This window comes from Helicobacter canadensis MIT 98-5491 (assembly GCF_000162575.1).
GTDB lineage: Bacteria > Campylobacterota > Campylobacteria > Campylobacterales > Helicobacteraceae > Helicobacter_D > Helicobacter_D canadensis.
Window position 1 is genome coordinate 349,585 of record NZ_CM000776.2, and the last position, 14,724, is coordinate 364,308.

Sequence of the window (14,724 nt, forward strand, 5' to 3'; positions counted from 1 at the left end):
ATGATACCTTATGGGAAACAAGAAATTATTCAAGAAGACATACAAAGTGTGCTAGAAGTTTTGCAATCGCCTTTTATCACTCAAGGACCAAAGGTTACAGAGTTTGAATCGCAAATTGCAGCAAAGGTAGGTGCAAAGTATGCTGTGGGAGTTAATAGTGCTACTTCAGCATTGCATTGTGCGATTTTGGCTTTGGGTTTGCGTGAGGGAGATTGGCTTTGGACTACTCCTATTAGTTTTGTGGCATCAAGTAATTGCGCACTTTATTGTGGGGCAAAAGTGGATTTTGTAGATATTGATAAAAAAACCTATAATCTTGATGTAAATTTGCTAGAAGAAAAGCTTAAAAAAACCAAGAAAAGTAAATTACCTAAAGTGTTAGTAGCAGTTCATTTTGCAGGGCAAAGTTGTGAAATGGAAAGGATTTGGCAGTTATCTCAAAAGTATGGTTTTAAAATTGTGGAGGATGCTTCTCACGCATTGGGTGGTAAATATCGCACCTATCCTATTGGAAATTGTAGGTTTAGCGATATTGTAGTTTTTAGCTTCCATCCGGTGAAAATTATTACTTCTGCAGAGGGCGGAATGGCAGTTACAAATAATCTCAAATACGCAGAAAAAATGCAAAAATTAAGAAGCCATGGAATCACCAAAGAAAAAGAGGAGTTTGAAAATAAAAAAAATGTAGTACCTTGGTATTATGAGCAACAGATTCTAGGCTATAACTATCGCTTGAGTGATTTGCATGCAAGTTTAGGAATCTCTCAATTAAAAAGATTAGATACTTATGTCCAAAAACGCAATGAATTGGCTAAGTTTTATAATGAAAGATTAGCAGATTTAGAAATCACTTTGCCTTTTGTGGAATCGCACAATTATAGTGCTTTTCATCTCTATGTGATTTTATTAAACAAAAATTCTGGAATCAAACGCAGGGAACTTTATATGCGTTTGCTTGAGTTGGGCATTGCTCCACAAGTGCATTATATCCCCATTCATTTACAACCTTTTTATGCACGATTTGGATTTAAAAAAGGTGATTTTAAAAATGCAGAAAAATATTATAAAAATACCCTAACACTCCCTTTGTATCCAACACTAACTTTTGAAGAACAAGAAAAAGTGATTGAAGCTTTAAGGAGGTGGATTGTATGCAAGTAGAATGTATTTGCATTATTCCTGCGCGTGGAGGTAGTAAAAGGATTCCAAGAAAAAATATTAAAAATTTTTTAGGCAAACCAATTCTTGCTTATAGCATTGAAAATGCAAAGGATAGTGGAATTTTTTCTAAAATTTATGTCTCTAGCGAAGATGGTGAGATTTTGGAGTGTGCAAAGCAGTTTGGGGCTTTGCCGCTTGAGCGAGCAGAGGCTTTGAGTGGAGATTTTATAGGGACAAGAGAAGTGATTATAGAGGGAATCCAAAAGCTAAAATTACAAGATGAATGGGTGTGTTGTCTCTATGCAACAGCACCACTTTTAAATGCAAAGAGATTGCAAGAGGCATTTTTATGCCGTGATGATTCGTGTTATCTTTTATCAGCCGTAGAATATGATTATTCTCCCTTTAGAGCCTTTAGAATAGAAGAAAATAAAAATAAAATGCTTTTTGTTCAACATTTCACCAAGCGTTCTCAAGATTTGGAAAAAATTTATCACGATGCAGGGCAATTTTACTTTGCTAGGGCAAAAGTATGGCAGAATAGGGAGAATATCTTTGAAGATTCAAAGAGCTTTTTACTCTCAAGGAGAGAAGTTCAAGATATTGATACGCTAGAAGATTGGGAAGAAGCCGAGATCAAATATCAGATTCTTAAACAGAGAGAGGAATAAAGAGTTGTGGCACACTAGGGAGATGTGTGCTTAAGTTTTCTATTTCTGCGAGTGAAAACCATAGAGGTTTTTGGAGCGTTTCTTTTTTAAGCGGTAGGATTTGCAAGGTTTGCTTTTGCCTATTGAGCCAAATGATAGGATTTAGCGTATCAGACTTAATAAGTTCAATTTTTTTGTCAAAAACTTTTTCAATATGGTAGTAATAATCAATAGCTTGTTCGTGGTAATTTTTGTCAGGATCAAAATCATAAAGTAAGATTTTTAAGCCTATTTGAGTTGAAAAATCAAAAACTACCGAGGATATTTTTTCGGCTTCTTCAGTTTTTTTGGGGATTATAACAGCACTATGTGTGAGTGAGTTAAGCGGAGAATTTCCGAATTTGAGCAATGGAATCCCTAAATCAAAAAGGAAGTTTTTATGACTTTCAAAAATATGTTTGTCAATCAAAATAAGCCCAATATTTTTATTATTTTTATCTCTTAGAATAATATTTTTAAGTGAGGTTTCATAAAATTCAATATGCCACGAAATATTATCTTGGTTTAAATTAGGATGATTTTTGATAATTTCAAGATCTTGGAGTGAGGAAGGATTATAAAAACACAAATGCAATCGTTTGTTTTTAAATTTGCTAAAAAGCCATAAAGTTTGATCTAGGCATATCTCTAAATTCTCTGGATTAAGTAAATCAAAATATAAAACCACATCGCGTCCAAAAGGCGTTGGGAATTGTCCTATTTCCTCTTTGATTCGGTGATAAATATCCCAAAGTGTGGTAGGATCTCCGACTAAAAGCAAGGAATCATTAGGGAAAATAGTTGTGGAGTATTTGGGCAAAATTACTTCATTATTGCGGTAAATTACAGCAATTTTCCATTTTTTTTGTTTAATAACTCCAACACTGCGATAAGCATAAGGGCTGCCAAAGGGCACACTAATTTGCATAATTTCGCCTTGCCCCAAGCCAATATATTTAGCTGTTCGTGGGACATTGGGGAATTTTTCAAAAAGTTTAGCACTTAGCACACTTGATTTATTGATTAAATTAAGCTGTTTGTCTTCTTTGGATTCTTCAGTGAGAGTGAGTTCTCCAAGTATGGTGATTTGGATGTTTTTGCTATAAGCGCGTAAAGTATTGTAGATAATCTCTCTATCTTCTTTTTGTTCAGTTACAATGTAGCAATCTGTGATTTGTGGGCTTAGAATCTCTCTTAATTTTCGCGAAGAGCAAGGATCAAATTGATAGGATTCGTGATATTCGGTTTGGTTTTTAGGCAAGAGGTTTTTATCTATGGAAACAAAAATATAATAATTTTCATCAAAATATTTATTCATAATGGTGGTGGCAAATTCTTTTGCTACAATTCCATCTAAAATTAAAAGCACTTTTCGCATAGCAAACCCTAGATAAATTTTTAAAAATGTAACAAAAAAAGGTTAAAAATGGAATTTAATTTGCAAAAAATTGATGGCAAAGCAAGAGCAGGTGTTCTCAAACTTGCACACGGAGAAATCCAAACACCAATTTTTATGCCTGTTGGCACACAAGCTTGTGTAAAAGCTTTGGATTTTAATGATTTATTAGCACTTAACGCCCCTATTATTTTAGGCAATACTTATCATCTTTATTTGCGACCAGGATCGGAGATTGTAAAGCAGTTAGGAGGATTGCATCATTTTAGCCGATTCCCAAGAAATTTTTTGACCGATAGTGGCGGATTCCAAGCTTTTAGTTTGAGTGATCATGTTAAAGTTTCTGATGAAGGAATTTTATTTAAAAGCCATATTGATGGAAGTAAGCATTTTTTTACTCCCCAAAAGGTTTTGGAGATTCAATATGATTTAAATAGTGATATTATGATGATTTTAGATGATTTAGTGGGTTTGCCAGCAAGCAAAGAGCGTATTTTAAAATCTATTAATCGCACGAGTAAATGGGCTAATGAGGCAATCACTTTTCACAATGCTCAAAAGATTCAAGCAAGAGAGCAGGGCAGGGAATTTACCAATCATATTTTTGCAATCAATCAAGGCGGAACCGATAGAGAGTTTAGAGAGATAAGTGCAAAAGATTTGACTTCAATGGCGGATTTTGATGGTTATGCTATTGGAGGATTAGCAGTGGGAGAGCCTAATGAATTAATGTATGAAACGCTAGAATTCACCACTCCGCTTTTGCCTAAGGATAAACCTCGTTATTTAATGGGAGTTGGCACACCACAAGACATTGTAGAAGCCATTGCAAGGGGTGTGGATATGTTTGATTGTGTGATGCCCACAAGAAATGCGCGTAATGGCACAATCTTTACTCATTTTGGCAAACTCTCTATCAAATCACCTCGCTTTAAGCTTGATACTATGCCTTTGGATTCTAAATGCCATTGTTACACTTGTCAAAATTTCTCAAGAGCTTATTTGCATCATCTTTTTAGAGCAGGAGAGATGACTTATTTCCGTCTTGCGAGTATTCATAATCTAGCTTATTATTTGGATTTAGTTAGAGAGGCTAGGGAAGCTATTTTAAAGGGTGAGTTTCAAGATTTCTATCAAAAATTTTATTCTAATTTGGAAAACTAATTTTTAAACATAATTAAAGTTTTGGGTATTATAATTAATGCACTATAGTGAATTTATAGAATAACCAATGGGAGTAGTTCTATGCTAGAGTGGAGTGAAGAATTTAGTATTAAAAATCTACTTTTAGATGATGAACATAAATACCTTTTTCAATGTTTGGCAATTGCTAATCGTTTGGCAAATTCTCCTATTGAAAATAAAGAGAAATTATTATTAGCACTTATTAATCGCTTTTTGGAATACACTATCACTCATTTTAAAGATGAGGAAAACCATATGCAGCGAGTTTATTTTCCTTTTGCAGAACAACATAAAAGATCCCATAATGGTTTAGTTAATATCTTGCAAAATTTTAAAATTGATTCCAAAGACACTCAAAAAAGTTGTGAGAAATTTTATGTTTTTTCAAAAAATTGGTTGATTAATCATATCTTAAAAGAAGATAAGCGACTAGAAGCATATCATAGTTGTTTGGTAGATGCTGGTGAGATTCCTTATTCTTTAGAGCAGCAAACCAAAATTATGGCACTTAGTCAAAATATTCATAAGATTGAAGAGCAAAAACACCATAATTATATTTGTCTCTGCCCCACAAAAGTCTTTGAAGTTTGTGATTCTTTGCACGAAATGATGCAGACAAAACAGACTTTTTTGCGTTGCAAGGCGTGTAAGCAACCTTTAGTTTTAATTGATGAGAGATTGCAAGAAGAGCAATATTATGAAACACTCACTAAAAAATATTTTCAATAAGGAATAGTAAAATGCTTTTTGCCTCAAGAGGCTATAAGATTTTTGAAAAGATTGGAGATGTTAAAAGTTTTTTAAAAGAGCAAAGTCAAATTCATCAAGAAGAAATGGATTTCTATCTTTTAGATTTTATCACTCTTTGTAGTCGCCAAGGGGAAGATAATTTCAAAAGCATTAGCACGCTCAATCTTTTTGATAAAGACACTAATTACATTGCTAAAGTTGATATTAAGCAGCTTTATAAGATTGAGGTGTGTAAGAAGAAAGAAAGAGAAAATCTGCCCTTTAAAATTGAGTTAATGCCTCAAGTGGATACAATATTAATGGCAACTTTGATTCCGATGGTTAGAATAGAGCGTTATGAAAGATTGAAGTCTGATATTTATCAAGAACTTTACCGAGCAATGATGCTAGAAGGCTATCTTATTGGAATTAGAGAGTTTAATGAGTTGAATTTACAAATTGATGCTTTTATTGAGAATCTTAAAGCTCATAGTATTGCCCCAAAAATTACCTTTAAAGTTGCCTCTGGAGTAGCAAGTTGTGAGGGTGAAAGCGAGAAGCTTGAAATTTACCATAAAATGCAAGATGAAAGTGCGGCTTGTGATTTGAGAACTAAATTTATTCCTAAAATTTGCTTGAAAGCTGTGCATAAAGGAGATTTGCTTTTAGACTATACCAAAGCCATTAAAGGGCATATTGGCAGGGATTTAAAGGGAGAGATTCTGTCAATTAAACCTATTAAATCGCATCAAATTAGAAATGATTCAAGTATTGTTGCCTTAGAAGATTCTACGCATATTAAATTTTGTGCGAGAAAAGATGGATTTTTAAAAGAAATAGCCCCCCTTTATTTTATTATTGATGATGAATTGAATGCCAAAAAACAAGAAACTGCTAATTCTTTAAAAATACTAAAAATTAATGGTTTGACACATACTGATTCAAGGATTGAAGCCAAAATTGCCTATATTAAATCGCACAAAGGCAACATTAAAGCTGATATGGTAGTGATTAATGTTTTAGAAAAAGGCATTGTAGAGGCTAAAGTGGCTTATGTGGAGAGTATGCTTGGTGGGAAGATTATCGCTGATTATGTTTATGTTAAAAATATCCGCTCTTATAATGAAATTTATTTCCGCCATTCTTTGGTGGTGGATAATATCTTAGGAGAACACAATCTTTTTGAATACAACCCTACTAAATTTGCTTTTAGCAAAAAGGATAGGGCAGAATATTTGGTGTTAAAAAATAAACTGCAAGTTAGCCTTAAGCATCTAAGAAAGAGAATGGATGAGGTTTATACTTTTTTGCTTGCTATGCAAAGCAAAGTGCATAAAATCGTTTATGACTTTCAAGATAAAACTATTCCAAAAAGTCTTCAAAATATTTTAGATCAATATGATAAATCACTTAAGAATTATCAAGATCTTTTAGAAGAATATCGGGATATTGTTAATATTAATTATCATAATGAAAGGCTATTAGAGAATATTGATAAGGCTATTTTAGGAGCCAAAGTTGTTATTTGTGGAGAGATTGGAGAGGCAGAAACAATAATTAGATTCAAGTTTTATAATAATGAAGAAGAAGTTTTGCTTAGAGCATTGCTTAGCAAAGAGAATCCAGCAAGATTTTTTGAAGTTATAGAAGATAACAATCGCCTCAAGATTCAGGCATTAGAAGATTATGATGATAAGCAACGCGATTGGATTGCAGAGTTTTTTCCTAGAGAAAATCTTGTTAATTAAAAAAAGGTTGTAAGAAATCCTGCTACTATACTTTTAGTGTTGCTATGTTTAAAGATTTCCTACTCATTTATATTCATATACAATTCCACCCCAAAGGTTTCTTATCCTTTGAGTTTTGTTGGAATTAATTAGAAGTAGAATCCTGTGCTTATATAAAGTCTATCTCTTCTTTTTCCATCTGCTACATATTTATGCACGGCTTTAGCTAAGTCCATTTTAACATAAAAGCGATTATCCATAAGATAAAGCAGTTCTAATCCTGCTGCATCCACAAAGACATCATTTTTATCTCCCCTGCCTAACATATTAATTGAATTGTTTTGATAGTTTTCATTCCAACCATACGCAAATTCATAAAAAGGCGTAAGATAAAAATTAGGATTTAAAAGATTTGCTCGCAATCCAAATGTAGCTAAAATCATACTATCAGCTTCTCCAAATCCATTAGGATAAGCCCTAACGCCATAAGGTCCTCCTAGAGATGCAGTTTCACTAGAATCTAATTGATAATTTCCCAATGTTTTTTGCAAATTAAGATTAAGAATTTGTGTCAAGCTATCATTAAAATAATAAGAGTTATTTAAAGAGGCATTAAACTTCCAAAAATCTCCCATAGCAGGACTTGATTCTAAAAAGGAGCTTCTAGGCTTAACTTCTCCATAAGTTATTTTTGTATTGTAGCTTAGAATATTATTGGGGATTAAACCAAAGGTTCCTTCAGTTCCTAAATAAAAGGCATTACTTTCTTTATTAAAATTAACTTCAAAGCTTCCATAAATATCTTCAAGCTTTCTATAAACATAACCTCCAGTAAGGTATAGAGAATTAGTGGTGTTAATAAAAAGTGGATAGGATAAATCTACTCCTAAATCTAGAGAATTTCCATAGGCATCTAAATTCTCATATTCTCCCCCTAATTCATAATTACTCCTAAGCACTCTAGGAGAGATTTTAAGATTTCCTAAAAAGGCATTATAAGTTACTCCATAACTCTTTTGTATTTCATCAGAAAGTTGTGCAAAGTAATTAAGAGAATCCCCATATCCTAAGAGATTGTTTAAAGCACCACTCACACCCGCTCTATAAACACCAGAACCCTTGCTTCCATAATTATCAAAGAAAAGCATCGCATTGGCTTTGTTAGAATCTTCTATTGTAATAATCACATCTGTAGTTTCATACTTGCTTCCTGCAATCAAACTTCCACTTGCTTTAATTCCTGACATTTCATTGATTTTATAAATCACATCTTCTAATTCTTTAGTTCTTAAAACCTTTCCCTTTAAAGATTGGCTCAATTTAGAGCTAATAGCACTCTTTTTTAGATGCTTAGAATAATTTTTAACTTGATATTCCCCAAGTTTGCCTATTAAGATATTAATTTGGATTGAATCTGTGATTTCTTGTTGTGGGATATAGGCAGTTGCTGATGGGTAGCCATTATATTGAAAATAATAAGAAACGATATTAGCAATTTCTTGTAAGGTTTCCACATTTAATTTTGATTTCTTTTGTGAGTCAATGGCTTTTTTAAGCTGCAATTCATTAATTCCAAGATCTTCTAAAGTGAGTGTTTTTCCATCTTCTTTAGTATCTACAATGAATTTATATTTAAAGCGAAATTCTTCATTACTTGGTGCTACCAATCCCTCTTTATTTGGGGTTTCTTTGGAATCTTTTTGTAAAGAATCTTGTTTATTCATTTTAATATCTAAAGGGGATTGTTTATTTTTTAGAGTATTTTGAATGTTTTTGTTTTGAGGGACATTTTTATAAGGAGAAATCTCTATCATTTGCTCTAAAGCTTCTGCGTTTTCTTTGTTTTGTTCTCCAAATACTCCTGTTAAAAGACAAGAAGCTAAAACGATATTTTTCAAAATAAGTTTTTCCACAAGTTTCCTTTTTATTAAAATTTTGTTTGCTTGATTTCTTTAGATTTCTTTATCACTCTCACTCTTCTTATTTCCTATTCATTGTCTCTAGCTTGCGAACAAGGATTGCTAGTTTTTATATTACCACTTACAATGCACGATCCTTCTTTAATCTCATTTGCTTGTGTTATTACTTCTTCTTTAATCTCTTCTTGAGCAGGAAGGGTAAAGACAGGACTTCCTAAAGAAGGCATAGATTCTTTAGAAACATTTACAAGTTTAGTAATATCTATATGCACTTCTCCAGCACCATCATCAGAGCTTGGTAGATTCTCTGGAATTTCTGGTTCTGGTTTAAACTCTGGAGTTTCAGGTAATTTTACACTAAGATTAGAATTAGGATCAAATCCTGCTAAGTCTAAATCATTAGGCATCTCTATATCTCCCAATAATGGCTTATCATCTTGTGAGGGAATATCTATATTTGATGTTGAATCTAAGAGATTAGCCAATGTTCCATTAAAGGTAAATCCACCCTTACTCATTCCTTCATAGTTGGTTTTATTTCCTAAAGAGTATTTATTTTTAACTTCATCCCCTTGTGTAGTTAATTCTGTATGCGTTTCTGTAAAATCATAGTTTTTATTAGAGATTACATTAAAAGCCTCATTGAGTGCATTGATTTTATTTTCTAGGACTGCATATTCTCCTTTGGCTATATTATTCTTATCTTGATAAGCAAGTGCTGCTTTTTTAACGCTATTGTGAGAATCCATTAGTGCTTCATATTTTTCTGTTAGTGCTTCATAGGCATTTAGAGTATCATTATAAGTAGCACTTCCATTATTGTAATCCTTTAGCATAGCATCATAATCTGCTAATTGAGTATTAAAAGCTTTGAGATTATCTTGAAAAGTATTATAAAGAGCATTAAAATTATTTTTAAATTCAGAATCATCGCTATCATAAGAAGCTAAAAGCTCCTTATAGTCTTTTAATAAAGTCTCATAAGCATTAATGGCTTCTTGAAGTTCTTTTTTGCTTGAATCTATCTTGTTATTATAATCATCAATGCTTCCTTGAATCTTTTTAAATTCTTCAATAACAGAAGGTATCTCTTGGAGTTTTGTAATTAAGTATGTGTATTTATTCATAGAGGTGTTATAGGTGTCTTTAGTATCTTGATACCAAGATTTAAACAAGCTTTTCAATCCATCTTTCTCACCTTGATTAAATTCTGCATAGAATTCTAAAGATTGTTTCATGGATTCTAAAACCTCCTTTTTATCTGCTTCATTTACATTATCTAACAAAGCCTCTAAGATAGTTTGAATATTTTCAGTTGTGAGATTATTTAAATCCATTCCACTAAGGATAGTTTCAAGGGAGCTTGAATTATTTAAATCAAACATAAAATCTTGACTTAAAATATCTTCAATGATAGATTGTAAGATTTCTACTGCAAAGTCATTTTTATCTAAAGTTACAGATGAGAGAGTGTCTCCATTAGAGATTGAAGGGAGTGTGGGGGAGGTTGGATTATTGCTAACTTCAAGATTATAAGTGTTATCATCCTTATTAAACACAATGTTAGAATCATTATCTCCTATCTTGCCATTACTTACCATATGAAGATAGGAATTACCATTTGTTCCTACAACATATTCTAGGTTTTTTAGAGTGCTATCTGTTTGCATATGATCTTGAATTGTTGTTAAACCACCATTAGCAAGATCAAGGGCTGTTGAGTCATGTTGGGTTATATTATTTTGATTAGCACCAGAAGTTAAAGCTCCATAAAAATAGATGTCAGAGAAAGATGCGCTTCCTATCCGCCCAGCAAAACCACCAGCATAAGAACTATTACTGCTACTAATATTCCTTATATCATTTAAAACAATATTAGAAAAAGATCCTCTTCTTATCCACCCACCAAAACCACCAGCAACATTCCCGCTAATATCCCCTATATGATTTAAAACAATATTAGAAAAAGCTCCGTTATCTATCCGTCCAGCAAAACCACCAGCATAATTCCCAGTAATATCCCCTATGTTATTTAAAACAATATTAGAAAAAGTTCCATTCTCTATATCCCCACCAAAACCACCAGCATAACCACCGCTACTACTAATATCCCCTATATTATTTAAAATAATATTAGAAAAATCTCCAATCTCTATCAACCCACCAAAACCACCGGTATAAGAACCACCGCTAATATCCCCTATATGATTTAAAACAATATTGGAAAAAGCTCCATTATCTATCCGTCCAGCAAAGCCACCGGTATATAGTGGATTTGAATTGTTGTATTGGAAATTTAATCCATTAATGGTTAAATCCTGCACATTTCCATTATTGATATATCCAAATAATCCTACATAGAATTTCCCCTCTGCATTAATTAGTAGATTAGAAAGTGTGTGGTTGTTTCCATAGAAATTACCTGAGAATTGATTGGCATCATCTCCTACAGGATCAATCAATGTATTATTAAAATCAATATCGTTAATAAGTTTGAAAGTATCTATGTTGTTAGCATTGCCAGTATTGATGATACTTGCAAAATTACTCCAATCTGTAGTATCTTTAATAGAAGCAAATTTATCTAATTTGACTGCTGATATACTTGAAAGCTTAGAATCATTAAGTTTATATCCATTGTTTTTAATGTCAGTAGTAGATTGACTAATCTCTGCTAGAGTTGAAGCATTGATTGAGATTGTATTAACTTTATCAATAGTATTATCAATTTGGAATTTTATTGTATCACCTTCAAGGTTTAGAGATTGGATATTATTTCCATCTATTCCGTTAAAAGATCCAACTAAAAATTGTTTATTGCTATTTTCATCACTAAAGTTTCCTACATTAGCAATCACATTACCTTTTAATGTGATCTTATCAGCATTTATAACGCCACCATGTCCTACCTCTTTAGCTATCAAGCTTACTTCATTAGCCTTAATAGCTCCCATATTAACTACATCACCCTTGTTAGCTTTAAAAACAGGAGAGAAAGAACCATTAGTTGAAAAATTATTAATTGCAGTCATATCCATAGGTGAAGTAGAAACACCAAATTTATTAGCATTGATACTTGCATCTTTGCCTATTAATACACCACTTGGATTTACTAGATAAATATTATTAGTTCCACCATTTAATTTTCCTAGAATCTGTGAAGCTTTATTAGTATAATCTAGGTTTAAATAATTTTTTTGTTCTGTAGTGAAATTAACACTTGCATCTTTACCAATATTAAATCCACCACCCCAAGCAATCACATTGTGTGTTTTATTACCTGCGATATTCATTGTATTATTATTTGTGGTAATACTTCCTGTCCCATTAACAAACTTACCCCCACTTGGTAATTGATTATTGCTGATTGTAGGTAAATTTGCAGCAGATAGACTAGGTGATAATGCTAAGCTTGCAACAATAGAAATACTTACAAGGGATTTAGATGACTTTGTAAAATACCTTGCTAAGCAAGATGGGTAATTTAAGAAATGTTTTTTTGCGTTTAAAGGGTTATTGCCCCCCCCCCCCCCGCATAATCAGTGAATTAGAGCTTTTTGACATAATTTTGCCTTTTTGTAAGAGTTATCTAAAAATTTTATAACTTGTTTGATTAAATTATATTTATAAATTATACTTTATATTAAAATACACTCAATATTATAATTAATTAGGTATTAGTCTATAGAGCTAAAGAAAAGATTCTTGTTTTGTTGGTTGAAGTGAGAGTTTTTGGGCTATGGTTTTTGGCGAAATTTTAAGGAGAAAGCTAGATAAATGAATCTAGCTTTGAATGAAATTTATTATTAAGAATCGCAGTAATATAGGGTTTTGTGAATTTAAAAGTCTAATTTATAATTCACCCAAAAATTTCTTCCTTCTGTGTAATCTTGGTATCTATTGGCATAGCTTATACCTCTGCTACTTTCATAGCGATAAGGTTCAAAGAAATCTTTGTCTAAAAGATTGTTAATCACAAAATTGATTGTTGAGTTTTTTGTCATTTTGTAGCTAATTCCTAAATCTAAAATATAAAAATCTTCATATTTCATTAGACCCGGAATCGCACTTGCTCCTCCACCTTTGCTTTGAGCTAGGGTATCATAACGCCCTGTTGCCTTGAGAAAAGAACTAAATTTGCCTTGAGTATAGTTTAGCTTCACAACAGCAATATGACGCGGTAGATTGGTATATCGGCTTCCTCCCCAAGGATTCTTATAGTCTCCAGATCTATCGTATTTTTCCATATAAGTATAAGAGAGATTTGCACTAAAGCCATTCCAAGTAGCTGTGTCCATTCCGACTTCAACACCCCTTGCCCTGTCTTTTCCGCGATTGACAATAAGTTGGCAACCATCAGTTCCCCCAGCACAAATTTGTCCATTTGGCATTAATTCACCATTGGCATAAGGATCTTGGTCAATAGAGTTTTTGAAGTCTGTTTGGAAAGCTGTAACGCTAAGATTCCCATAATCCCAAACATCAAAAATTGCTCCAATTTCATAGTTAGTGCTAGTTTCAGGGCTAAGTTTAGAGTTTCCGTGAATATCACCATTATCTACGCGATAGACTCCATCTCCTAATTGTTTTGCTTGTGGAGTTTTGTAACCTTTTGCTACACCACCTTTGAGTGTAACCCAGTTAGTGAGATGATAAACTAAATAGCCTCTAGGGATAAATTCTCCTTCAAATAAATCGCTATAAGTGTAACGCAAACCACCTGTGAGAATGAGATTTTCTGTAATAGAATATTCAGCTTCTGCATAAGGAGCGATGATATTTTGTTCTAGTGTTTGTCCGATATAAATATTAGTTTGTGGGGTTCCGCTATCATTTCTAAATCCCTCCCATTGATATTGTGCGCCCGTTGTTAGCATTACACTTCCAAAAGAGTTGAAGTCAAATGGCATTGTAGCTTTGCTTTCTGCTACATAGACGGTGCTTTCATTAGCTACTGGGGTGCTTGATTTGCTAGTTTGATCGGTGTATTGGTATTGAAGATAAGTATTGGTTGTCCCCCAAGTGTAGTAACCATCGTGATTTAAAACTACTCCATCACGATTATAGGATGAAATTGATCGAACTTGCCTACCGCTTGTATTCATTGTGTCGGAATATTGGTAATAATGTTCGGCATCTAAATAAAGATTATTTTGATCATTAATTGTCCAATTTAGTCTTGCTCCTACATTTCCTATTTTATATTCGCCCGGACTATGGCTTGCATATTGGTTAGTTAAGCTTCTATCAGGCCATTTTAAATTGCTTGGATCTTTACCAAAATATTTTCCTCTTAGGGCAAGAGAAAGCTCATCTTTAATGAGTGGGAATGCCATATAGCCAGTAACACCTCTTGAATTACCATAAAGGTTATAGTGTTGTTGGGCTTGAGTTTCAATGGAGACTGATCCGGTAAATTTATCGGGATTTTTCTTAGTGATGATATTAACTACCCCACCAATCGCATCTCCTCCATATAGAGTGGAAGCAGGTCCTTTAATAACTTCGATACGCTCAATCATCGAAATGGGAGGCAAATAGCTATTATCCACACCACTAAAGCCATTTTCGTGGAATCCATTTACGGTATTTTGACGCTTTCCATCCACAAGCACAAGAGTATATCCTGTCCCAAATCCACGGATAGTGAAGTCATAAGTTCCTGTTTTCCCCCTTGTAATATTGACACCTGGAATGTCGCTAATGGCATCTGCAATGTCTTGAACGGGGCGATTTTCTAAGTCTTCTTTGGTGATGACTGAGATACTTGCTGGTGCATCTTTAATGTCTTGAGAAAAACCACTAGCACTTACTACTGAAGTATCAAGCAAGTATTGTTCGGCAGCATTTGCATTAGTTGTGCTAAGTATTAAAGATAGGGTTATGGAAGTGTAGCCCAAACTCTTTTTGCATATCAT

9 protein-coding genes and 1 pseudogene are annotated in these 14,724 nt (G+C 33.1%); 6 read left to right on the forward strand and 4 right to left on the reverse strand.

Going from position 1 to position 14,724, the window contains the following annotated elements:
* Both pseC and pseF read left to right on the forward strand, forming a co-directional pair.
* The gene (gene pseC / locus HCAN_RS01800) at positions 1–1,161 is read left to right on the forward strand and encodes a UDP-4-amino-4,6-dideoxy-N-acetyl-beta-L-altrosamine transaminase (protein ID WP_006655023.1); all 1,161 of its coding nucleotides are present in this window, start codon (positions 1–3) and stop codon (positions 1,159–1,161) included.
* Positions 1,152–1,832, forward strand: a complete 681-nt coding sequence (gene pseF / locus HCAN_RS01805) for a pseudaminic acid cytidylyltransferase (RefSeq protein ID WP_006655024.1) — start codon at positions 1,152–1,154, stop codon at positions 1,830–1,832. The genes pseC and pseF overlap by 10 nt, the downstream gene beginning before the upstream one ends.
* Here the strand turns inward: pseF and HCAN_RS01810 are convergent.
* Positions 1,813–3,228, reverse strand: coding sequence for a hypothetical protein (locus tag HCAN_RS01810; protein ID WP_006655025.1), 1,416 nt, complete (start codon positions 3,226–3,228; stop codon positions 1,813–1,815). The two genes, pseF and HCAN_RS01810, sit on opposite strands and share 20 nt — an antisense overlap.
* Before the next feature lie 48 nt (positions 3,229–3,276).
* Between HCAN_RS01810 and tgt the strand changes: the two genes are divergently transcribed.
* From tgt to HCAN_RS01825, 3 genes are all read left to right on the forward strand, one after another.
* Positions 3,277–4,410 (forward strand): tRNA guanosine(34) transglycosylase Tgt, encoded by a 1,134-nt coding sequence (tgt, locus tag HCAN_RS01815; protein ID WP_006655026.1) that lies wholly within the window; start codon positions 3,277–3,279, stop codon positions 4,408–4,410.
* Positions 4,411–4,491: 81 nt separating this feature from the next.
* Entirely contained in the window at positions 4,492–5,160 is a 669-nt protein-coding gene (locus HCAN_RS01820; RefSeq protein WP_006655027.1) for a bacteriohemerythrin, read from the forward strand.
* Positions 5,161–5,171: 11 nt separating this feature from the next.
* Positions 5,172–6,908 (forward strand): flagellar assembly protein A, encoded by a 1,737-nt coding sequence (locus HCAN_RS01825; RefSeq protein WP_006655028.1) that lies wholly within the window; start codon positions 5,172–5,174, stop codon positions 6,906–6,908.
* Between the two features lie 128 nt (positions 6,909–7,036).
* Here HCAN_RS01825 and HCAN_RS01830 read toward each other — a convergent pair whose 3' ends face one another.
* Together HCAN_RS01830 and HCAN_RS08375 are read right to left on the reverse strand one after the other, a co-directional pair.
* Positions 7,037–8,800 carry a ShlB/FhaC/HecB family hemolysin secretion/activation protein gene (locus tag HCAN_RS01830; protein WP_006656736.1) on the reverse strand — a complete coding sequence of 588 codons (1,764 nt, stop codon included), beginning with the start codon at positions 8,798–8,800 and terminating at the stop codon, positions 7,037–7,039.
* Positions 8,801–11,658: 2,858 nt separating this feature from the next.
* Positions 11,659–12,126, reverse strand: a pseudogene (locus tag HCAN_RS08375) (filamentous hemagglutinin N-terminal domain-containing protein); the annotation flags it as partial.
* A 40-nt stretch (positions 12,127–12,166) separates the two neighbouring features.
* Here HCAN_RS08375 and HCAN_RS08395 point away from each other — a divergent pair.
* Positions 12,167–12,289 (forward strand): hypothetical protein, encoded by a 123-nt coding sequence (locus HCAN_RS08395; protein ID WP_006655031.1) that lies wholly within the window; start codon positions 12,167–12,169, stop codon positions 12,287–12,289.
* A gap of 356 nt (positions 12,290–12,645) precedes the next feature.
* Here HCAN_RS08395 and HCAN_RS01840 read toward each other — a convergent pair whose 3' ends face one another.
* Positions 12,646–14,724, reverse strand: coding sequence for a TonB-dependent receptor domain-containing protein (locus HCAN_RS01840; RefSeq protein WP_006656737.1), 2,079 nt, complete (start codon positions 14,722–14,724; stop codon positions 12,646–12,648).